Origin of the sequence: Paenibacillus sp. UMB4589-SE434 (genome assembly GCF_030226685.1) — a bacterium.
Classification (GTDB): domain Bacteria; phylum Bacillota; class Bacilli; order Paenibacillales; family Paenibacillaceae; genus Paenibacillus_B.
In genome coordinates this window covers 137,423-157,639 of sequence record NZ_JASOYK010000004.1, presented here as the reverse complement: position 1 = coordinate 157,639, position 20,217 = coordinate 137,423, and the positions used below count along the sequence as shown (strand labels likewise).

Annotated in this window: 18 protein-coding genes; 6 read left to right on the top strand and 12 right to left on the bottom strand. The window is 44.8% G+C overall.

Annotated elements, in window-relative coordinates; genetic code table 11:
- Positions 1–2 precede the first annotated feature (2 nt).
- The 3 genes from pstC to QP775_RS15980 form a co-directional block, all read right to left on the bottom strand.
- On the bottom strand, positions 3–896 hold the full coding sequence (pstC, locus tag QP775_RS15990) for a phosphate ABC transporter permease subunit PstC (protein WP_481857233.1): 894 nt from the start codon (positions 894–896) through the stop codon (positions 3–5).
- Positions 897–1,085: 189 nt separating this feature from the next.
- Positions 1,086–2,063, bottom strand: coding sequence for a PstS family phosphate ABC transporter substrate-binding protein (locus QP775_RS15985; protein ID WP_239326380.1), 978 nt, complete (start codon positions 2,061–2,063; stop codon positions 1,086–1,088).
- A 121-nt stretch (positions 2,064–2,184) separates the two neighbouring features.
- A complete protein-coding gene (locus tag QP775_RS15980; RefSeq protein WP_285107500.1) occupies positions 2,185–3,372 on the bottom strand; it encodes a methyl-accepting chemotaxis protein in 1,188 nt (395 codons plus the stop codon).
- A gap of 539 nt (positions 3,373–3,911) precedes the next feature.
- Between QP775_RS15980 and QP775_RS15975 the strand changes: the two genes are divergently transcribed.
- Genes QP775_RS15975 through cydS form a run of 3 tightly spaced genes read left to right on the top strand, consistent with a single transcriptional unit; the run spans position 3,912 to position 6,458 of the window.
- Positions 3,912–5,267: a cytochrome ubiquinol oxidase subunit I gene (locus QP775_RS15975; protein ID WP_285107499.1), complete on the top strand. Its 1,356-nt coding sequence runs from the start codon at positions 3,912–3,914 to the stop codon at positions 5,265–5,267.
- Positions 5,267–6,331: a cytochrome d ubiquinol oxidase subunit II gene (locus tag QP775_RS15970; RefSeq protein ID WP_285107497.1), complete on the top strand. Its 1,065-nt coding sequence runs from the start codon at positions 5,267–5,269 to the stop codon at positions 6,329–6,331. Before QP775_RS15975 ends, QP775_RS15970 begins: the two co-directional genes overlap by 1 nt.
- A 25-nt stretch (positions 6,332–6,356) precedes the next feature.
- The gene (cydS, locus tag QP775_RS25880) at positions 6,357–6,458 is read left to right on the top strand and encodes a cytochrome bd oxidase small subunit CydS family protein (RefSeq protein WP_481857212.1); all 102 of its coding nucleotides are present in this window, start codon (positions 6,357–6,359) and stop codon (positions 6,456–6,458) included.
- 335 nt (positions 6,459–6,793) lie between these two features.
- Here the strand turns inward: cydS and QP775_RS15965 are convergent, their stop codons facing one another.
- The 4 genes from QP775_RS15965 to QP775_RS15950 all read right to left on the bottom strand — a co-directional run bounded on the left by QP775_RS15965 (position 6,794) and on the right by QP775_RS15950 (position 12,049).
- The gene (locus QP775_RS15965; RefSeq protein ID WP_285107494.1) at positions 6,794–7,519 is read right to left on the bottom strand and encodes a response regulator transcription factor; all 726 of its coding nucleotides are present in this window, start codon (positions 7,517–7,519) and stop codon (positions 6,794–6,796) included.
- Positions 7,520–7,629: 110 nt separating this feature from the next.
- Positions 7,630–9,441, bottom strand: a complete 1,812-nt coding sequence (gene pnpS, locus QP775_RS15960; protein WP_285107492.1) for a two-component system histidine kinase PnpS — start codon at positions 9,439–9,441, stop codon at positions 7,630–7,632.
- A 68-nt stretch (positions 9,442–9,509) separates the two neighbouring features.
- A complete protein-coding gene (locus tag QP775_RS15955) occupies positions 9,510–10,496 on the bottom strand; it encodes a bile acid:sodium symporter family protein (RefSeq protein ID WP_285107954.1) in 987 nt (328 codons plus the stop codon).
- Complete coding sequence (locus QP775_RS15950; RefSeq protein WP_285107952.1) at positions 10,496–12,049, bottom strand: fumarate hydratase; 1,554 nt, start codon at positions 12,047–12,049, stop codon at positions 10,496–10,498. The genes QP775_RS15955 and QP775_RS15950 overlap by 1 nt, the downstream gene beginning before the upstream one ends.
- Positions 12,050–12,332: 283 nt before the next feature.
- Here QP775_RS15950 and yfbR point away from each other — a divergent pair, with 283 nt between their 5' ends.
- Positions 12,333–12,968 carry a 5'-deoxynucleotidase gene (gene yfbR / locus QP775_RS15945; RefSeq protein WP_285107490.1) on the top strand — a complete coding sequence of 212 codons (636 nt, stop codon included), beginning with the start codon at positions 12,333–12,335 and terminating at the stop codon, positions 12,966–12,968.
- Between the two features lie 71 nt (positions 12,969–13,039).
- Here the strand turns inward: yfbR and QP775_RS15940 are convergent, their stop codons facing one another.
- The 4 genes from QP775_RS15940 to citZ form a co-directional block, all read right to left on the bottom strand.
- On the bottom strand, positions 13,040–13,459 hold the full coding sequence (locus QP775_RS15940) for a hypothetical protein (RefSeq protein ID WP_285107488.1): 420 nt from the start codon (positions 13,457–13,459) through the stop codon (positions 13,040–13,042).
- A gap of 168 nt (positions 13,460–13,627) precedes the next feature.
- Positions 13,628–14,569, bottom strand: a complete 942-nt coding sequence (mdh, locus tag QP775_RS15935; protein WP_239326362.1) for a malate dehydrogenase — start codon at positions 14,567–14,569, stop codon at positions 13,628–13,630.
- A gap of 15 nt (positions 14,570–14,584) precedes the next feature.
- A complete protein-coding gene (gene icd / locus QP775_RS15930) occupies positions 14,585–15,883 on the bottom strand; it encodes an NADP-dependent isocitrate dehydrogenase (protein WP_285107485.1) in 1,299 nt (432 codons plus the stop codon).
- 136 nt (positions 15,884–16,019) lie between these two features.
- Entirely contained in the window at positions 16,020–17,132 is a 1,113-nt protein-coding gene (gene citZ, locus QP775_RS15925) for a citrate synthase (RefSeq protein ID WP_285107483.1), read from the bottom strand.
- A gap of 483 nt (positions 17,133–17,615) precedes the next feature.
- Between citZ and QP775_RS15920 the strand changes: the two genes are divergently transcribed.
- Positions 17,616–18,041: a PH domain-containing protein gene (locus tag QP775_RS15920; protein ID WP_239326356.1), complete on the top strand. Its 426-nt coding sequence runs from the start codon at positions 17,616–17,618 to the stop codon at positions 18,039–18,041.
- 380 nt (positions 18,042–18,421) lie between these two features.
- On the opposite strand, the gene QP775_RS15915 is transcribed toward QP775_RS15920, so the two are convergent.
- On the bottom strand, positions 18,422–18,580 hold the full coding sequence (locus tag QP775_RS15915; protein ID WP_239326354.1) for an aspartyl-phosphate phosphatase Spo0E family protein: 159 nt from the start codon (positions 18,578–18,580) through the stop codon (positions 18,422–18,424).
- Between the two features lie 562 nt (positions 18,581–19,142).
- On the opposite strand from QP775_RS15915, the gene QP775_RS15910 reads away from it, so the two are divergent.
- Positions 19,143–20,186 carry a hypothetical protein gene (locus tag QP775_RS15910; protein WP_285107479.1) on the top strand — a complete coding sequence of 348 codons (1,044 nt, stop codon included), beginning with the start codon at positions 19,143–19,145 and terminating at the stop codon, positions 20,184–20,186.
- Positions 20,187–20,217: the final 31 nt, after the last annotated feature.

The following is a 20,217-nucleotide window of genomic DNA, read 5'->3' as shown; positions in this document are numbered from 1 at the left end:
AATTAATACTCCTCCCTGAAACGTCTTGCCACATACAGAGCCAGGATGTTCAACAAGAATGTAATGATGAACAACGTCAACCCGACGGCAAAGATCGTTCCATACTCCACTGAGCCGTGCGGCGTATCACCCAAGCTTACTTGAACGATGTAAGCCGTCATTGTCTGTATGCTTTCCAGCGGATTAAGTGTTAAGTTCGGGGTAGATCCCGCTGCAACTGAGACAATCATTGTTTCGCCGATTGCACGTGAGAACGCCAATACAGCAGACGATACGATACCCGAGAAAGCAGCTGGCACGACGATCTTTAATGCCACTTCAAAGCGCGTTGCTCCGAGGGCATATGCACCGTGGCGTAAGCTTTTGGGCACTGCAGACATCGCATCCTCACTAAGGGATGATACCATCGGAATAATCATAATCCCGACGACCAATCCTGCACTGAGTCCATTAAACACACTCATATCCGGGAAAATTGACTTCAACAGCGGCGTAACAAACGTAAGCGCAAAGTAGCCGTAAACGATGGTCGGAACGCCGGCAAGCACTTCAAGTACAGGCTTGACGATTTTGCGAACACGCTCAGGCGCGTACTCGCTTAGGTAAATGGCACTGGCGAGACCGATAGGTACAGCTACCAATATGGCAATCAGCGTAATTAAGAAAGTACCGCTTAACAACGGCCAGATGCCAAATGCCTTCGGTTCGATCAGCGGACTCCACTTTCCGCCAAATATAAAATCAAAGATCGGAACACTCTTGAAGAATGAGATCGTCTCCGAGAACAGCGTGTACACAATTCCAATCGTGGTTAAAATAGATACACCCGCACATAGGAACAAAAGAATGGGCATCACTTTGTCTGCTACATTCATTTGCTTATTTGTAAAGGACATATTCGTTTCCGGCTTCGAAACGTTTACTTGCATAATGGTTAACCTCACTTTGCATCTTTTACAATTTGTTAACAATATCTCAATGAAAATGTGATGTCCCTATTTGGTTGCATCGTGGAGACATCACATTTCCATACCTGTTGTATGATGCTGATGGGATTGGACCTATCTAAGCGATTGATTCGCTTGTTATTGGCCCAGTTGCTTCAACTGCTCATCATATTTTTCCTGCGGAAGTGCTACGTAACCCGCTTCTGCCGCTACACTGCCTGCTGTCTTTAAGTAGTATTCAACAAAAGCTTTGACTTCTGGCTTCTCCATATGCTTCTTGCTCACATAGATCAGCAAAGGACGGGATAATGGAGCATAGCTGCCATCTTTGATCGTTTCCAAGTTAGGTTCTACCGTTGCTTTTCCGTTGTCAACCGGAACCAGCTTCAAGTTCGCTTTATTCTCTTCATAGAATGAGAATCCGAAGTATCCAAGTGAGTTTTTGTCACCCGTTACACCCTGTACAATCGCATTTGTATCAGCGGCAAACGTAATTTGACCATCGTTGCGCATCGCTTTGGACTCACCGTTAATTTCTTCTGTGAAATAGTCGAAAGTACCATGATCAGCACCAGGAGAATACACTTTGATCTCTTCTGCAGGCCAGCCTGCACGAACATCAGCCCATGTTTTTACTTTGGAATTAGGTTCGTAAATTTTCTTCAACTCATCCGTGGACAACTTGTCAACAAATGTGTTCTCCTTGTTCACAACAACGGTCAAACCATCATAAGCCACTGTCAGTTCCAAATACTCAATGCCATTCTTCTTGGCTTCTTCCGCTTCTTTGTCTTTAATTGGACGCGACGCGTTGCTGATTGCCGTCTCTCCCTTGGCGAAGCGCTTAAATCCGCCACCCGTACCTGCTGTGCCTACAGACACTCGAACGTCTTTATGCTCCTTGCCGAACTCCTCCGCTACAGCCTCCGTCATCGGGTACACTGTGCTCGATCCGTCTATGTCAATCGTTCCGGACAATTGAGCTGCGCTTTCTGCTCCTGCATTGTTTCCAGATCCTGCTTCTTCCTTCTTAGCACTGCTGCCGCATGCGGACATTACTACAGCTATTACTGTAATTAATGTCAAGAGCATGATTTGTTTTCCCCACTTCTTCAAGTAAATCCACCCCTTCTGAATTGTTACTACCATAGCTAGTAATTGTTGTTTGCTTACAATTCATAGTTTATCGTCCAAGTGTTAAGACTGTTTGGCATATATGTTAACGCAATGTAAAAATTCAAGCATTTTCAGACATCGCTGATAAATGATGCTGTGCTTCCTTCGCTTTCATCGACATCCGATTGGCATAATCATCTACCTGCACGAGACTTTCCCTATTATCAGCGATCATACGGAACAATCGTTCGAACTGTGACAACGCCGTCTTCAGTCCCGCAACCGTATGATGAGTCTCAGCTGCAGAAGCTTCGCTTGCTTGTACGGTGGCCGAGAGTGAGCGTCCCATCTGAAGCAGAGTCTCTTCAATCTGATCTGTCGCCGATTTCGTAAGTACAGCCAACTTGCGGACTTCCGTAGCTACGACCTCAAAGCCACGGCCATGTTCTCCTGCGCGTGCCGCTTCAATAGAAGCATTAAGCGCCAGCATATGGCACGTATCCGACCACCCTCTAATGATACCGACAGAATCGGCTACTGCCGCGGCATGCTCCGTTAGCTCTTCCGTCTGTCTCTTCTGTTCCTCTGCCTGCTGGGCAACAAGCTGAAAGGAACTTGCCACTTTATCCAGCACCGATTTCCCCTTCAGTGTCTCCTCGATCATTTCAGCCGCATGCTCTAAACCCTCTGATGCTGAAGCACGTACATGCTCCGCTTCTTGTCGAATGACAGTTAATGAGCCCATGGTCGACTTTACGGTCGATTGTTCTTGCTGCGCATGCTTTTCGCGCATGATTTTCGAGAGTGCGGTTATTGACTTGGGACCGATTACGCCCGCCAATCTCCCCTGCTTCGTAAATACAATGCTGTCGTACATTCGTTCTTCAGGGCGCGCAGCCACTAAATCCAAGAGCTCGGAGGTAGCGGTACCATATTCTACAAACAATCCGTCCTTATCCATCAATCTGGAGATGGGCTTATCATAGAGCAGGGCAGGAGAGAATCTTCTGCCCATCACTTCATAGAAACGATCGCGCATCACAAGACCAACTGGCCTATTTTCCCCATCGATAACAACTAGACAACGTAATGCTGCATCCGCATTAAATAATTGTTCTGCCTCCATTACGTTTGCGCTGCTTAATATAGAAGGTGCCCATTGTAATAGACCTTCATATTCCATCCGATTGCGTTCCACTGTCGTCCCATTCGGTAACGTTGAGGACTTCGTCTGCATAGTGGAACCTGTCGAATGCGCATCCACCGCTTTTATTGCTTCCTGTTGTGAACGGTTTAACAATACTGTCAAGACCCACCACTCCATCTCTACGATTGCATATTCAAGTGTCTTAAGTCCTAATGTAGCACCTTAATGTAAAAGCGTTAGCTTACTTTTGTAAAATGTTTGTAAAATATCAAGACAAAAACTTTATCTATCGTACGTTCTATTTAAAATAGTAGAATGACTTATTTCTGACAAATATTATAATAATCACCCAGTGACAAACTTTAGACACAGCTTGTTCAATCCCTTTTCACAATTGTTGTGAAAATCATCACACTTTTCACGTACACTAATACAAAGCTGTGATATTAATCATAGACGTACAGATTAGATCGCAGCATAGAAATATAGTGAAGGAAGGTGTGCATTATGGATCCGGCTCAACATGCAAAGCGTATCCAGAAGCAAGAGAAAATATTGATCACGGTGAGCTTTATCGTCGGAATCATTATGCTCTTGGCATTCATACGTCGTTTCTTCTAACGACGGACATTTGTTTGCGTGATTAAGTGAAGTTATTCACAATTTAGACACAGAGAAAAAAATGGAGGAGTAGATACAGGATGACGGCTGCTTACGATCCGGTTATTTTTAGCCGAATACTTACCGGACTTACCCTTTTTGTACACATCATTTACGCTACGATTGGCGTTGGCGTTCCCCTGATGATCGCCTTGGCAGAATGGATTGGCATTAAGCGCAATGATACGTATTACTTATTAATGGCACGGCGCTGGGCACGCGGCTTCACGGTCACTGTAGCCGTTGGCGTAGTGACGGGCACAGCTATCGGTTTACAATTAAGCCTCTTATGGCCTAACTTTATGCGTGTGGGCGGACAAGCCATTGCCCTGCCCCTGTTTCTAGAAACATTTGCTTTCTTTGTGGAAGCCATTTTCCTCGGCATTTATTTATACACATGGGATCGATTCAAAAACCGGATGGTGCATTTCGCCCTCTTGATTCCGGTTGCGATCGGCTCATCTGCATCTGCTTTTTTTATTACGACTGTTAATGCCTTTATGAACACACCGCAAGGCTTTGATTGGGTAGATGGCAAAATGGAGAATATCCAACCGCTGCTCGCAATGTTTAATCCAGCAATGCCAACAAAGGTCAGCCACGTTCTTGTGACTGCATATGTAACGTCTGCCTTCTGCCTCGGTGCTATTGCTGCCTTTGCTATGATTCGCGGCCGCAAGCATGTCTATTATAAAAAAGCGCTCAAGCTGACGATGACAGCGGCACTAGTCTTTGCCCTTGCATCCGCCGCGATTGGCGACCTGTCTGGTAAATTTCTGCATGAGTACCAACCCGAAAAACTCGCTGCCGCAGAATGGCATTTTGATACCTCGGATAAAGCAGAGCTTATACTGGGTGGAATATTAACTGACGAAAATGAAGTGAAGTTTGCGATTAAAATTCCGTTTGCATTAAGTATATTGGCCGGGGGCACCCCTGATACGGTTGTCAAAGGGTTAAATGAAATACCCGAGCACCTGCGACCACCACTAAAAGCAAGCCATTATTTCTTTGATATGATGGTGTTCATCGGGATTTATTTGACCGTCATCTCACTAGCATACGTAATCGCTCAACGCCGCAGCCGTAAGACAGGCAAGCCAGTCAGCCGATTACTGCTCTGGGGGGTCGTATTAGGAGCCCCATTAGCTATTATGGCAATCGAATCAGGTTGGATGTTCGCTGAGGTGGGACGCCAGCCTTGGATTATTAGAGGATACATGACGGTAGCCGAAGGAGCCACGACATCTGCTCATGTCGATACAATGTTATGGATATTTGCCCTATTGTACGCACTGCTTACCTTTACTTGCGTAAAAGTACTCATTAAGATGTTCAAACATAACCCGGCTGAGGACGAAATTATCGCTCGCGGCATTGAGGGGGGACATAAGTGATGAGCTATGAATTACTAGGCATTACGATTTTATGGATATTTTTGTTTGGCTATTTGCTCGTAGCGTCGATCGACTTTGGAGCCGGCTTCTTTAGCTACTACAGTACCATTAGCGGCAAGCGTCACATTATACACCGTATCATTGAAAGATACTTATCTCCTGTATGGGAAGTAACCAACGTATTTCTTGTCTTTTTTATCGTTGGGCTTGTCGGCTTCTTCCCTGATGCAGCGTATTATTATGGAACAGCACTGCTTATTCCGGGAAGCCTGGCTACTATATTGCTAGCAATTCGCGGCTCCTATTATGCGTTCAGCACGTATGGTTCGCGCGATAACCGTATTTATCAATTTTTGTATGGCGCAAGCGGGCTGCTAATTCCTGCGGCATTATCCACCGTACTGGCCATCTCGGAAGGTGGCTATATTACGGAGCAAGGCGGGAAAGTTAGCTTTGAATTCAGCAAATTGTTTACCAATGTGTATCCGTATTCTGTTATTCTACTTGCCATAGTTAGCGTGCTCTATATCTCAGCTATGTTCTTGACGTATTATGCCGCGAAGGCACAAGATGAGCCCGCGCTTCAAGTCGTACGTAAATACGCGCTCTTCTGGTCGCTTCCCACGATACTGGCCAGCTTGTTTGTCTTCTACTCTATAAAAGGACATAACGAGCAGCATTTTTACAATATGGTAGATAACGGTTGGATGTTTGTGATGTCATTTCTATTCTTCCTAACTGCCGTATTGTTGGTGTGGCGACGTCGCAATTATGGGATCGCTTTTGTGGCGGTTATGCTGCAGTTTGGATTTGCCTGGTTTGGATATGGAAAGGCTCATCTGCCTTACCTGCTCTACCCGTACTTAACGATTCATGACAACTTTACGAATCCAGCGATGGCTACTGCTCTAATCACGGTATTTGTGTTAGGTCTGCTCATTCTGATTCCGTCCCTTTTCCTGCTTATGAGGCTGTTCTTGTTTGATGCCAATTACGTTAAGGGCATTAAAGATGGCAAGGGCGGAAAAGGCGGACAGGATAACGCGGGTGCCACAAAAGCTTAAGCAAGCCAAAGGAGGATTAATGACTATGCATGAATTTTTAATTTTCTACGCTCCATTACTCATTGTAGCTTTGTCTATAGCTGCTGTGTTCATCTGGGGCGCCAAAGCTGATGTGTCGGATTCTTAACCCCGACTTCCATCACTACCGTGTAACTTATTGAGAAGGATACAAAAGGATAAGAACTTCTTATTCCCGGCGTACACCCAATAGGTTTAAGAACAACACAAGACCTCGCGATTAAACCGCGAGGTCTTGCTGTATCCTGTGGCTGGAGTTCGCTGCCATAATTAAAAAGACTTACTCCTAGTGGAGTAAGTCTATTAACTGACCTTCTATCGTCATTTGCGGAGCGCGGCGCTTTAATTCTTGTACAAACGACCGCTTGTCAGCAGGTCAAATCCTCCCCACGCTAGACATCTCTCACTGCTCGCAAAGTTTATACATACGCAGCTTGCCTGAGTCTATTTGAGCTGCTTCTTCTGTACGACCAGCTTATAGCCGACCCCCCGAATGGAATCGATCTGTACCGACTGCTGGTTCATCTCCAATTTCTTCCGCAAGGAGCTGACGTGAACGTCTACAGTGCGCTGCCCCCCGATGTAGTCGAATCCCCATACCGCATTCATCAAGTCATCTCGCGTAATAACGGTACCTGGCCGTTGGACCAAATACAGCAGCACCTCGAATTCCTTCGGACGGAGCGGAATCTGCTCATGAAGCAGTGTGACTTCATACTTCTCCGGGTAAATGCGAAGATCTCCTACCGCAATTACCTTCTCATCAGAGTCTCCCTCAATTGCAAGGTCTCCTCCATCAGCAGATGTTCGCCGTAGAACTGCTCCTACTCGTGCCAGCAGTTCTGCTACACCAAATGGCTTCGTAATATAATCATCCGCGCCGCACTTTAATCCCTGCACTACTTCTTCTTCCGCGTTGCGTGCAGTCAAAATAATGACCGGCGTTCTAATCCCTGCTTGGCGGAGCTTGGACAGAACTTCAAATCCATTCATGCCCGGCAGCATAATATCTAAAATGATGAGGTCAAACTTGCGATGGAGCGCTGTCTGCAGCCCTTGCGAACCATGATCGACAACGGTCGTCTCGTAGCCTTCCAACGTTAAATTATAAGATAACAAACGTGCTAACGTAGGCTCGTCCTCAACAACTAACACTTTAAGTTCTGACATACTCTCCTCCAGAATGTCCGATTTACAGCATCTGAAATCCAACCAGTATCTAACTGCATCCATATCGTAACATAACAGGATGAGTTCAACCATGATTTTTTAAAGAAATGTTAACGAATGTCAGGATGATGATCTTGCAGAACCGGCAGCTCAATCGTAAATGTGGTGCCTACTCCAATCTCACTGTCCACCTTAATCGTACCATGGTGAGAATCCACCAAATGCTTGACAATAGACAAGCCAAGTCCTGTTCCTCCGGACCCTCTGGATCTTGCTTTGTCCACGCGGTAGAACCGTTCAAATATTCGCGGCAGGTCCTTCTTAGGTATGCCAATTCCTGTATCCGATATCGTTAATTGAATCCGCTCATAATCGCCATCTTCGTTCACGTCAAGTGGAGCGGCAACTACCTTGGCCTGACCTCCATCTGAAGTATAATTAATCGCATTGGACAGCAAATTAAGGACGATCTGGCGGAGCCGATCCTCGTCAGCCTCCATATACATGTCATCTTCGACTACCAAGGAGACTTGGATACGCTTCTTGTCCGCCTCTTTTGAGAGCATTTCCACGGCCTGCTGCATAAAGCTTGGCATATGTACCGGTGAGAATTGAAGCGGAACCCGCTTAGACTCGATCTTTGACAATTCCAAAATATCACCTATAAGCCTATTCAACCGTTCACTCTCATCATGGATGATCTGCAAAAACGACTGGGCAATCTCCGGGTCATTCAACGCTCCATTCATCAACGTCTCAGCAAATCCTTTTACTGCCGCAATCGGTGTCTTCAATTCATGGGACACATTGGCCACGAATTCACTGCGCATACGCTCCAGCCTGCGGATGTCGGATACATCCTGCAGCATAATCAAAACACCTGCCCACTCCTGCTCTGAATAATAGACAGGTACAACATTAGCATCCAGCAAACGCTCCTCGGGGTAATAGATCGTCAATTCCTCGTGTACCAATAGCTTACGTTCGATGACCTCTTGTGTCATCTCGGCAAGCTCATAAGGTACCCGCACCTCTTCAAACTTCTTCCCCAAGCTAGCCTTGTTTTTAATACCAAGCATTTGCTCAGCTTTCCGGTTAATAAGCACGATCTCCCCTTGATCATCGATCATAACGATCGCATTAATCATGTGCTCCATCACCGTGCGAAGCCTGCCTTCATTCTCACGGATTTGTGCCATCTGGAGCTGCAAGCTGTCAGCCATCGCATTAATGGCATTCCCCAGCTGACCGATTTCGTCCGTGCTGGTTGTCTGTGCTCTCGCTTTATAGTCCATGTGCGCAATCTGATGCGCCACTCGCGTCATGTTCTCAATCGGACGTGTCAGATTAAAGGCAATTCGATAGCTGACCAGTGTAGCAACCAGGAACAGCACTAATAACCCAATACCCAAATAAGCCCACAGTTCCCTGACACTTTGCTCTACTTCCTGCAAGCTCATGGCCAGGCGAACATAACCTTCAAAGTTGTCATCATGAATGGGTGCAGCTACATACAACATGTTTTGCTTTATCGTATCGCTATACCTGATGACAGAACCTAAGCCCTCATCACGCGCATTCTTGATCTCTTCTCGATTCAGATGGTTATCCATCTGGCTTACTGCCGAGATAGAATCCCCAACCACTGTACCGTCTAACGTAACAAACGTCACCCGTGCGCCTGTTGTTTGCTCGAGTTTCTTGGACCAATCCGTATAGAATGCCATTGCTGATGCTGATGTCGGCTCAGCCTGCCACTGCAGTGTCTGCTCAATGAGCATAATTTCCCGGGACATATTTTGCTCCAACTGCGAGATATGATTGCTCTTAAATGAGGAAGCCATATAAATACCCGCAGCTAATACAGATACCCCGATTAGTAATACAAATATAAGCGTTAACCTAGATCGAAAACGTGCCATGCTCCATCTCTCCACTTCTTGTCACAGCGTTGTCTAGTGCTGCTGCAATCCATTACGTCTACTCTTGTTTATGGTACCGATGTCGGTTCTGTTTGACTAGTACGAATCATATTAAGCTTTTGTAAAATGGTATAAAACAAAGTCGCGGCAGGCTGTTGAATCAGAATCGACAGCACGACCACCACTGCTGTATCAGGTCCAAAGTACTGCATCGCCAATACAAGTCCGAGCGAGACGTTTCGCATGCCGGTTGCAAAGCCCAACGTTGTACACATCACGATACGTTCTTTCCTGAACAGCTTCCCCGACATATAGCCAATAACATAACAACCTGCAACCAGTATGACAATTACCAATATAACTACTAATGAGCCAACATTCAATTGACGGACATAGGGACCAATTGCCGCTGCATTTAAGATAACCACGCCGACAAAAGCCACTTTGGACAACGGCAGCAGTACTGGCGCAAGAACTGGCTTTGCCTGACCTTTGGTCCTGTTGTGAATGATTACACCAACTACAATTGGAAGCACAAGGATAAGCAGCAGGTCTTTTAACATCCCCCACGTATGAATAGGCACACTCTCCCCGTACAATAGCAGCAGCATACTCGGAACCAGAACAGGACTAAGCAGTGAGTCGATCACAACAAGTGCTAACATCAATACCACGGCGCCACGGGAAATATCCACCCACAGGACGGAGGATACGCCAAGCGGGATAATGGTAAACAGCACCATCCCGATACTGATTGGAGAAGTCGGTCCAAATAAAATGGCGCCGATGCTGTAAGCGATGGCGGGCGCAATCAAATGGGACGATACCAGCACCGTCAAGAAGACTGCGGGACGCTGGAAAGCCTGTGTGATATCCTTTACCCCGCATCCTAGTCCCATTACAAATGTAACAAAACCAAACAGCCACGGAACAAATATGACATAAGGTAGCAGTATTTGATCGCAAAGAACCCCCAGTACGAGACTGAGGGGGATCAACATAAACATATAGCGTTCAAACCATGAATTGATCTGCAAGCCCATTCCACGATTCATCACTTAAAGACCGTATCCTTAAATTGGCTCAGCTTCTCCAATGAGCTCTTATCTACTTCTGCATGAAGGCTGTTACCTTGTGAATCCATCGTAACAATCGCCGCAAAGCCTTCCACATCCAAATGCCACATCGCTTCCGGGATGCCAAATTCCATGAAGTCCACGCCATTCACGTTCTTAATACATTCCGCGTAATACTGAGCCGCACCGCCGATTGCATTCAGGTACACGCCTCCATGCTCCTGTAGAGCAGCTAACGTCTTGGCACCCATTCCGCCTTTGCCGATTACAGCACGAATGCCAAATTTCTTCATGATATCACCTTGATATGGCTCCTCACGAATACTTGTTGTAGGACCAGCAGCCTTAACATGCCAGCCCGCTTCATCCTTCAACATCACCGGTCCGCAGTGATAGATGACAGCCCCATTCATGTCTACCGGACAATCATGATCGATCAAGTAGCCATGTAGTGCATCACGTCCCGTATGCATCTCTCCGTTAATGATAACCACATCGCCCACACGTAAAGAACGAATCGTCTCCTCCGAGATAGGTGTTGTCAGCACAACCTGCCGACTGCCTGTATCGGATGCAGCCGCATCATCAGCCGCTGCCACAGTCTCTGCATGCTGGTCCATTTTAATATCAGAGCCGCGTTCGTACATCCATTCCTTTAACTCGCCAGTTGTACCATCCATCAGAATCCCTTGACGACGATAAGCCCAGCAATTATAAGCAACCGATACAAAGAAACTTGCCGGCAGTCGATTCATGACACCAATCTTGCAGCCCAAAAGGGTCACTTCACCACCAAAGCCCATCGTGCCGATGCCGAGCTCATTCGCCTTTTCCATGACATATTGCTCCAATTGATCCAGCTCAGGAATAGGATTACAGTCTTCCGCCTTGCGGAATAACTGGTGCTTGGCAAGCTCGTAGCCTGTTGTACGATCGCCGCCAATCCCTACGCCGATAAAGCCTGCACTGCAGCCTTGCCCCTGCGCTTGATAGACTGCATGCATAATACATTTGCGGATGCCGTCCAGATTGCGTCCCGCCTTACCCAGTCCTTCTATCTCTGCCGGAAGGCTGTATTGGATGTTCTTATTCTCGCAGCCGCCGCCCTTTAGAATCAGCTTTACTTCAATATCGTCTCGTTCCCACTGTTCAAAGTGAATGACTGGCGTTCCGGGACCTAAGTTATCACCGCTATTAGAACCTGTTAACGAATCAACAGAATTGGTACGCAGCTTGCCATCCAGCGTTGCCTGCTTGACCGCTGCTTGAATTTCGCGCTTCATCACAATTTGGTTGGCCCCTACAGGCGTGTGCACAATAAATGTCGGCATGCCCGTATCCTGGCATATTGGCGATACGTTACGCTCCGCCATCTGGATATTACGTGCAATCGTACTCAGTGACAGACCTGAACGTGTCGCTGCATCTTCGCGCTCTTGCGCTTTACGAATGGCACGGCGCACATCCCCAGGCAAATTTGTAGACGCTTCCACAATTAGCTCGTATACGCTCTTTCCAAAGTGCTGCAACATTGTGAACATGCTCCTCTCATCCTCGTCAATGTTCCCGTCGATTAGTTCCAAGCTGTCTGTACCGGATGTATCGGGAATCGTAATCTGGCTCATAGTATTCAAAAAAGTTCCAATAGTAATATAATAGCATGAGAACGCCATTTCTCATATCGGTATGCAGCTAAGTTCGTCACACCTGTTGAACAAAACTCGTTATCTCGGTACCAAAAAAAATTAATACCCAATATTACCGTAAGCAATAGGTGGATATTAAATATCTAACTATGAAAGGGAGGAATATCGCATGGATACAGGCAAACCTGCTCATTTACACGATCGATTCGATCAGGAGCCCTCTCAACATAATCACTTTTATGCATATATGTATCGATTAAAGCACATTGAACGTTGGAGTCTGATGCGAAATACGACAAAAGAGAACGTAGCAGAGCATTCTTTTCATGTCGCACTCACCACACATGTGCTGTGCACGATTGCCAATGAAATATTTCATCGAGAGGTAGACACGAATCTCGCCGTATCAATGGCCTTGTTTCATGATGCCACGGAAGTATTTACAGGAGATATCCCGACACCTGTGAAGCATCACAATCCACGCATTTTGGCAAATTTTCGAGAGATCGAGCATTTGGCAGCGGAACGACTGGTCGATATGATCCCGCCCGCGCTCAAGTCCATCTACACGCCACTTATTCATCCAACGGAAGAACACAAGCTGCGGAAGTACGTCAAAGCTGCGGATTTACTGGATGCTTATTTAAAATGTACATTTGAAATTGCCTCTGGAAATCGGGAGTTTGTCGTAGCCAAGCAGCAAATCGAGGGGAAAATAAAGCTGTTGGAGATGGACGAGGTCGATTATTTCATGATCACGCTTGCTCCAAGCTTTACGATGTCATTAGATGAAATGTCCGAGTAGGAATCAATGAAAAAGGGATGTCTACAAAATAGTAGCCATCCCTCTTTACTTGCCATGATGATGAATATCGGCTAGAAATTGTACACCATCAACACAACCGTTACGATAAACATTACAAAAATCAACGTACTGAACGTCGTAATTTTGTCCAAAGCAGCCTTGTTGGATTGATTGTTCTTTACAGATTGCAGCGCAAGCTTCATCTTTTTACCCATAATTCCGCTAAAAGCAGCTATCGCCAAGAACAGCAAAGTAACGATTCCCATCCATACATAGCTGTACTTACCTTGACTCATCAAGTAACCGCCGGTAATAAAATTCACGATAAGCATAAATTGCGCGATTCGGTTAGCTGTAATCATGCTTGTTAATACGCCTTCTTGTCCTGCTGCCGATACGGTCTTCAGCTTGCCCGCTACGAATGGTGCCAGTGCATAGAAGCCCATCAGGACAGCACCAAGAATATGTACAAGCATAAACGGTTGCCACATCTTTATTCCCTCCATGTTCAGGTTATATATGTTCTCTATCTTCATTATTATACTAAAATATACCGCTTTAAACAAAGAGAGTCGACTATAAAATAGTCGACTCTCTATAACAAATGTCACACTTACGCAACATTTTCGTTTCATTTCAGCAACATATTAACAAATCACTCACCCATTAACCACTTGAATGACGTTACGAACAGATTGAGCGGACTTGTCCAATGCCGCTTTCTCTTCCGCTGTTAACTCGATATCGATAATTTTCTCAATACCGTCGCCACCGACTACAGCCAAGATGCCCATAAACAGATTCTCGTAGCCATACTCGCCCTCAAGCAAAGCAATTACCGGAAGGATACGTTTCTTATCCTTCAGAATCGCTTCTGTCATCTGAACAAGTGAAGCTGCAGGAGCGTAATAAGCGCTGCCGTTGCCCAACAGATTCACAATCTCGCCTCCGCCGACGCGTGTGCGTTGAACGATAGCTTCTATGCGATCCTGCGGAATCAATTTCTCGATTGGCACGCCGCCTACATTTGTATATCGAACGAGCGGAACCATATCGTCGCCATGTCCGCCTAATACTACGCCGCGTACATCTTCCACAGACACGTTCAGCTCTTGTGCGATAAAGGTACAGTAGCGTGCTGTATCAAGCACACCCGATTGTCCGATAACACGGTTCTTAGGGAAGCCAAGAGCTTCAAATGCCGCATATGTCATCGCATCAACCGGATTGCTCAGAATGATTACATAAGCATTCGGGCAATAAGTCTTAATGTTCTCGCATACAGAACGGACGATGCCAGCATTAGTGCTGACGAGATCATCACGGCTCATGCCAGGCTTGCGTGCAATCCCTGCCGTAATGATAACGATGTCGGAATCCTTCGCATCCGCATAATTGGAAGTGCCGAGGATATTGCTGTCAAAGCCTTGCACAGGACTAGCCTCAAGCATGTCAAGCGCTTTGCCTTTTGTAGGGTTCTCCAATTGAGGGATGTCCAGCAATACGACATCTCCAAGTTCCTTTTGCGCTATCATCAATGCTGTTGTCGCTCCTGTAAAGCCTGCGCCAACAACGGTAATTTTGCCGCGACGAATTGCCATCTCTGTAATCGCTCCTTAGCTCATATGTTTGATAATCTGATCTGCAAATTCCGAGCATTTCACTTCTGTCGCGCCTTCCATCAAACGTGCGAAGTCATAAGTAACTGTCTTATTGTTAATCGCAGCTTCCATACCTTTATAAATGAGATCAGCCGCTTCCTGCCATCCCAAGTGTTCAAGCAGCATTACGCCGGACAAAATAACCGAACCAGGATTGACTACATCCAGATCAGCGTATTTAGGCGCTGTTCCATGTGTTGCTTCAAAGATTGCATGTCCAGTCAGGTAGTTAATGTTAGCTCCTGGCGCGATGCCGATGCCGCCTACTTGTGCAGCCAGTGCGTCGGACAAATAGTCACCGTTCAGGTTAAGTGTCGCAATGACGTCAAAGTCAGTCGGACGTGTAAGTACTTGTTGAAGTGCGATGTCTGCAATGGCATCTTTGATCAAGATCTTGCCAGCAGCAAGTGCGTCAGCCTGTGCTTTGTTTGCAGCGTCGGCGCCTTGCTCTTCTTTAATACGATCATATTGATCCCATGTGAAGGTTTGCTCGGCATATTCTTGCTCGGCTACTTCGTAACCCCAGTTCTTAAACGCGCCTTCTGTATATTTCATAATATTGCCTTTGTGTACGAGCGTTACACTCTTACGGCCATGGGCAATTGCATAGTCAATTGCAGCGCGCACAAGGCGCTTCGATCCTTCTGAAGATACAGGCTTAATGCCGATACCAGAAGTCTCTGGGAAACGGATCTTCTTCACGCCCATCTCCTGTTGAAGGAACTGAAGCAGCTTCTTCACTTCATCAGAACCGGAAGCATATTCAATACCAGCATAAATATCTTCTGTGTTCTCACGGAAAATGACCATGTCTACAAGCTCAGGACGTTTAACCGGGGATGGCACGCCTGCAAAATAACGAACCGGACGCAAGCATGTGTACAGATCCAACTCTTGACGAAGGGCAACATTCAATGAGCGAATACCGCCGCCGATTGGCGTTGTCAAAGGTCCTTTAATCGCTACGATATATTCACGAATCGCTTCCAATGTATCATTAGGCAGCCATTCGCTATAATTGTCAAACGCCTTCTGCCCTGCAAATACTTCGTACCAACCAAGCTTGCGCTCGCCATTGTACGCTTTCTCAACAGCTGCATCCAATGCGCGCTTTGATGCACGCCAGATGTCACGGCCAGTGCCATCACCTTCAATAAAAGGAATGATCGGATGGTTAGGCACTTGCAGCTTACCGTCTTGAATCGTAATTTTCTCGCCTTCTGTTGGTGGTGCAAATTGGTCTAATTGCAACATAATAGACGTTCCTCCTAGTGGTTATTGCCGCCCCTTATGACAGCATTCATACAAACAGGTGACGGGAGCTACTCTTCCATTGTAGCAACCCGCCATTTACAGTGACAACCATTCTCAAAAAAATATTACAATTTAATTAACGTTCTTCAATTGGAACAAAGGATTGACCGGAAGGTCCCGTGTATTCTGCACGCGGGCGAATGATCCGATTATTCTCATATTGCTCCAATATATGAGCAGTCCAACCGGACATCCGGCTAATCGCAAATATTGGCGTAAACAGATCACGTGGAATGCCAAGCATCGTGTAGGTCGAAGCGGAATAGAAATCAACATTTGGCTTCAAGCCCTTCTGTCCCGTAATCAGTTCCTCAATGCGAACACTCATATTGTACAATTCCAAATTGCCATGTGCTTTGCCGAGTTCCTCAGACATCTTCTGCAGATGCTTCGCCCGTGGATCACCGTTCTTGTATACACGATGTCCAAAGCCCATAATCTTGTCTTTGTTGTCCAGCTTCGCTTGAATGTAGTCATCTACACGGTCAAACGACCCAATCTCATCCAACATGATCATAACTGCCTCGTTTGCACCGCCATGCAGCGGCCCTTTAAGGGCACCAATAGCAGAAGTGACGCCTGAATAAATGTCAGACAACGTCGCAACCGTCACGCGAGCCGCAAATGTAGAAGCGTTCAACTCATGATCCGCATGCAGGACTAGCGCTTTGTCCATAGCTGCTACAGCAGCCTGATCAGGTTCATGACCGCTCATCATATACAAGAAGTTATACGCGATCGTGCGGCCTAATAAAGGCGTGATCGGCTCATGACCAGAGCGAATGCGCGCATGTGCAGCAATAACGGTTGGCACTTGAGCCTGCAGCTTAATGGCTTTCAGCAGATTTGCTTCATGACTCATATCATTGGCCGATTCGTCGTATAAGGCAAGTGCGGACACGGCAGAACGAAGAACCGCCATCGGGTTCGCATCGGACGGAAACAGCTTAAGTTGATCAATAACAGCAGATGGAATCGCTGCATGCTCGTTCAATTGAGATTGCAGCTCAGCAAGCTCTGCCTGGTTCGGCAACTTGCCATACCATAACAAATATACGACTTCTTCAAATGTAGCGTGTTCAGCCAAGTCGTCAATATTATAACCGCGATATGTTAACACGCCATCGATGATCGAGCTGATCGATGAAGCCGCCGCAACAATACCTTCCAAACCTTTTGTTGCTGTCATCTGTCCTCTCTCCTTTACACATTACATTCGGAATACGTACGAGTTAATAAGTGTATGCGCCCACATGATGTCTCATTTCAGTGATCGGAACTAAATTTTATATTCTAAATCATAATTGATTTTGTCAGTTATGTGAACGCATTCTGCCTATTCTCTGGGATAGAAATGCTTTATCGCGTATATATAATATTTTGTTTGCATGAGTAAAAGGGATGGAAATGTGTGCGTTTTCAACTGTTCTTAAATGAGATCCCTTAACATACCTCAGTGTGATTTTTGTGAACATTGCGTGAACAAACCCTTTTGATATACTTCTGTGACTATGCATAATGAGGTATAGTGGCATGATTTGACCAGCTTAACAAGAAGTACACCCAGTACATTTTTTTGAAGCAAAGCAGGATATTGGGTTTATCTAGGGAATTTGTATGAATATCACAATCGCAAGACATCACATTTTACACACATCAAGGAGGAATTACAGTGGGAATTCTAGGCGGTATACTTGGCAACTATTCAGAGGTGTCGATTCAGGATCTGACCAATCAGTATGGACCTTATTTGATGCCACAAGAAAAGATCGAAATGGGCTTTCGGTTAGTACGTGACACGTTTATCATTACAGATGACAGATTATTATTGATTGACCACCAAGGCGTGACGGGTAAAAAAACGAGAGTTGCTTCCATTCACTTAAATTCAATATATGAAGTGACGATGGAGTCGGCAGGTACCGGCTTGGATGATAGCGAGATTACGATTCATTATATTACGTCGCCTTACTACAAGGCCAACAGCATTCAGACGGCAACTTACAGATTTGAATTTGGCAAAAAGTTTAATGTGCAGCCTTTCTATGTTGCGTTAATTACTTTAGCTCATCAAAATAATAAACGAATTAACAGTTAAAACAGCTTAAAACAAATTAAGCCACCTTAACGGGTGGCTTTCAGATTGCAGATAAACCCAACGTTGTTAACAAGCTTGAGTTTGCTCTACATTCTGACCAACACGATCTCAATTTAAAGTGATAATGTCTTTTCGCTTATAAATACGACCGTTCTGCTGACGTTGGAGTTGTGCGGACCGAAATAACGCCTACATTTGCGATTAAGCATCTTTTAAAGTGCTTTACACAAGTCCGAAACCACGGACTGTCTTTGCATTGCTTCTAAATAGATACTTTGGATTTATATCATGGTTCATAATTTTAAAGATATGAGAAGAGAACTCTATATAAGTAGCCATCCTATCAACAAAAGAAGAATTAGACGCAAATATGGGATCACCTATCCGGTAGGAATCCGTTTTTGTGTGGATCGATGATAGTTGGTCACAATCTTATCAAAACGTTGACTTAGCTTTAGCATCTTATCATCGGTCAAGCTAGTACCTTCTCTATACAATCCGTTCATTAGGGATCGCAGGTCCTCGAGCTTCTCTTTCACTTTGCAGACCACCTTCCTCTAGTCCTTTATCTCTCTCCACTCGGTAAATATATCACGGGTTTCATTGAATCTCGGGAAATTAATTTTTGTGAAACCAAAATCAAAAGGGGCGGTCCAATAAGTGATATACTCCCCTTACGGCAGACAGGTGAAAGAATACAATATTATTTGTAGAGCTACGAATCCTTCGAGGATCTGAAGAGGGATATTGCTGCATACATCCGCTTCTACAGCTGCAAGACAAACTAAACTGCCTCAGTTTAAAGGATGCCTTTTTTGCTACACTATCGGGCAGGATAACGTGGAAATACCTTGAATAGTAATTAAGTACTCATTCACTATTGAGGTGACAAATATGGCATTTAGTAGTTATCAATTTTTCCTATTTTCAACGGGTAACATTCCTAATTTCTCGCTAGAAGGCAATGAGTTTGGTTGAGGAATTAGTGAAAATTAAGGGACGGTTCTTTGATTAATTGAATGTAATATCAATTTTATCATCTATGACTAAACTGTCCCCATATTTTTTGTTAAGGGTGAAAATATGATGTGTATGGATACTATGTTTCAACGGACAATAATTCATAGCTTATTATACGAGAGACGCAAAAAAATAGACAAGGTAGCATGCTCAAAAAATATTCAACTTAATGATTTCAGTTATATAACTGAAATTATTAACTCCGTTCAATTAAATGATTTGAGTCTGGAAAGAAAGTTAGAGCAGACAGAGCTCAATATTAATTTGATTTTAGACGGAACAGTCAGGAACTTCACCATTGAAGATGTAGAATCTGTTAAAAAAATTAGTGAACGTTTTCAATGGAGGAAAGAGCAATTTTCTGATTTCAAAAAAGATAGAATTAGAAGAGAGTCATCTCTAAAAGATGAACTTTCTTACAGTCATGATCCTGGAAGAACAATAATACACCATTTAAATATGGATGACGAGGATTTTATAGCGCGATATAATGCATATGTAAATTTTCAATATGAAATTGAAAACCCTCTAGCAGAAATTACATTAAGGAAGTGGGAGAGTCAACTTACAAAACCCAATGAGTATCGACGAGGATGTAAGTTTAAATTTCTTGTACACGCCATAAACACGAATACTGAAACTGCTCTTCAAAATGCCAAGAGTAACCCTATCATTTCTACAAGTCTAATTACTGACGAATTTCAAGGGACTTATAAAAAATCGAAATTTGGGTTTGTTTATCAGCCATATTTAAAGAATGTATTGCTCATTAGCAGCTCCGATTGCTATGCGGATGCGCTTCCTTTCCATACATCTATAAATGCTGAATTTTTCTCGCTTACTTCTATACCGCTAGGTGCAAATATGTATTTACAATATATAGATACCTATGCTTGCAAAACTATGCACATTGAAGAAATTGAAAACACCTCAAAAAAAGTACAGAAATGCGGTATTGAGGACGTAGATGGAAGTCAGGCATATAATGAAATTGTGCTAATTAATGACCCTTCTACAAATCCAATTGCAGTCTTTCTACTAGAAACAGAAGATACAAACGAATCAACGGTAGGTCAGGCAGAGGAACTAGCCACAAAATTAAACCTACCTTTACTACGAATTTAAAGATTGACATGATTGTATGTTCAATCTAAGC

Coding starts and splice junctions, on each gene's coding strand:
- pstC (WP_481857233.1), bottom strand. CDS start 896: ATGTCCTTTACAAATAAGCAAATGAATGTAGCAGACAAAGTGATGCCC.
- QP775_RS15940 (WP_285107488.1), bottom strand. CDS start 13,459: ATGTGGCAACCGTTTATGCTTGTACATATTCTTGGTGCTGTCCTGATG.
- QP775_RS15955 (WP_285107954.1), bottom strand. CDS start 10,496: ATGAATCGTGGAATGGGCTTGCAGATCAATTCATGGTTTGAACGCTAT.
- yfbR (WP_285107490.1), top strand. CDS start 12,333: ATGGATACAGGCAAACCTGCTCATTTACACGATCGATTCGATCAGGAG.
- QP775_RS15950 (WP_285107952.1), bottom strand. CDS start 12,049: ATGTTGCAGCACTTTGGAAAGAGCGTATACGAGCTAATTGTGGAAGCG.
- QP775_RS15970 (WP_285107497.1), top strand. CDS start 5,267: ATGAGCTATGAATTACTAGGCATTACGATTTTATGGATATTTTTGTTT.
- QP775_RS15975 (WP_285107499.1), top strand. CDS start 3,912: ATGACGGCTGCTTACGATCCGGTTATTTTTAGCCGAATACTTACCGGA.
- mdh (WP_239326362.1), bottom strand. CDS start 14,569: ATGGCAATTCGTCGCGGCAAAATTACCGTTGTTGGCGCAGGCTTTACA.
- icd (WP_285107485.1), bottom strand. CDS start 15,883: ATGTTGCAATTAGACCAATTTGCACCACCAACAGAAGGCGAGAAAATT.
- QP775_RS15910 (WP_285107479.1), top strand. CDS start 19,143: ATGTTTCAACGGACAATAATTCATAGCTTATTATACGAGAGACGCAAA.
- QP775_RS15965 (WP_285107494.1), bottom strand. CDS start 7,519: ATGTCAGAACTTAAAGTGTTAGTTGTTGAGGACGAGCCTACGTTAGCA.
- cydS (WP_481857212.1), top strand. CDS start 6,357: ATGCATGAATTTTTAATTTTCTACGCTCCATTACTCATTGTAGCTTTG.
- citZ (WP_285107483.1), bottom strand. CDS start 17,132: ATGACAGCAACAAAAGGTTTGGAAGGTATTGTTGCGGCGGCTTCATCG.
- pnpS (WP_285107492.1), bottom strand. CDS start 9,441: ATGGCACGTTTTCGATCTAGGTTAACGCTTATATTTGTATTACTAATC.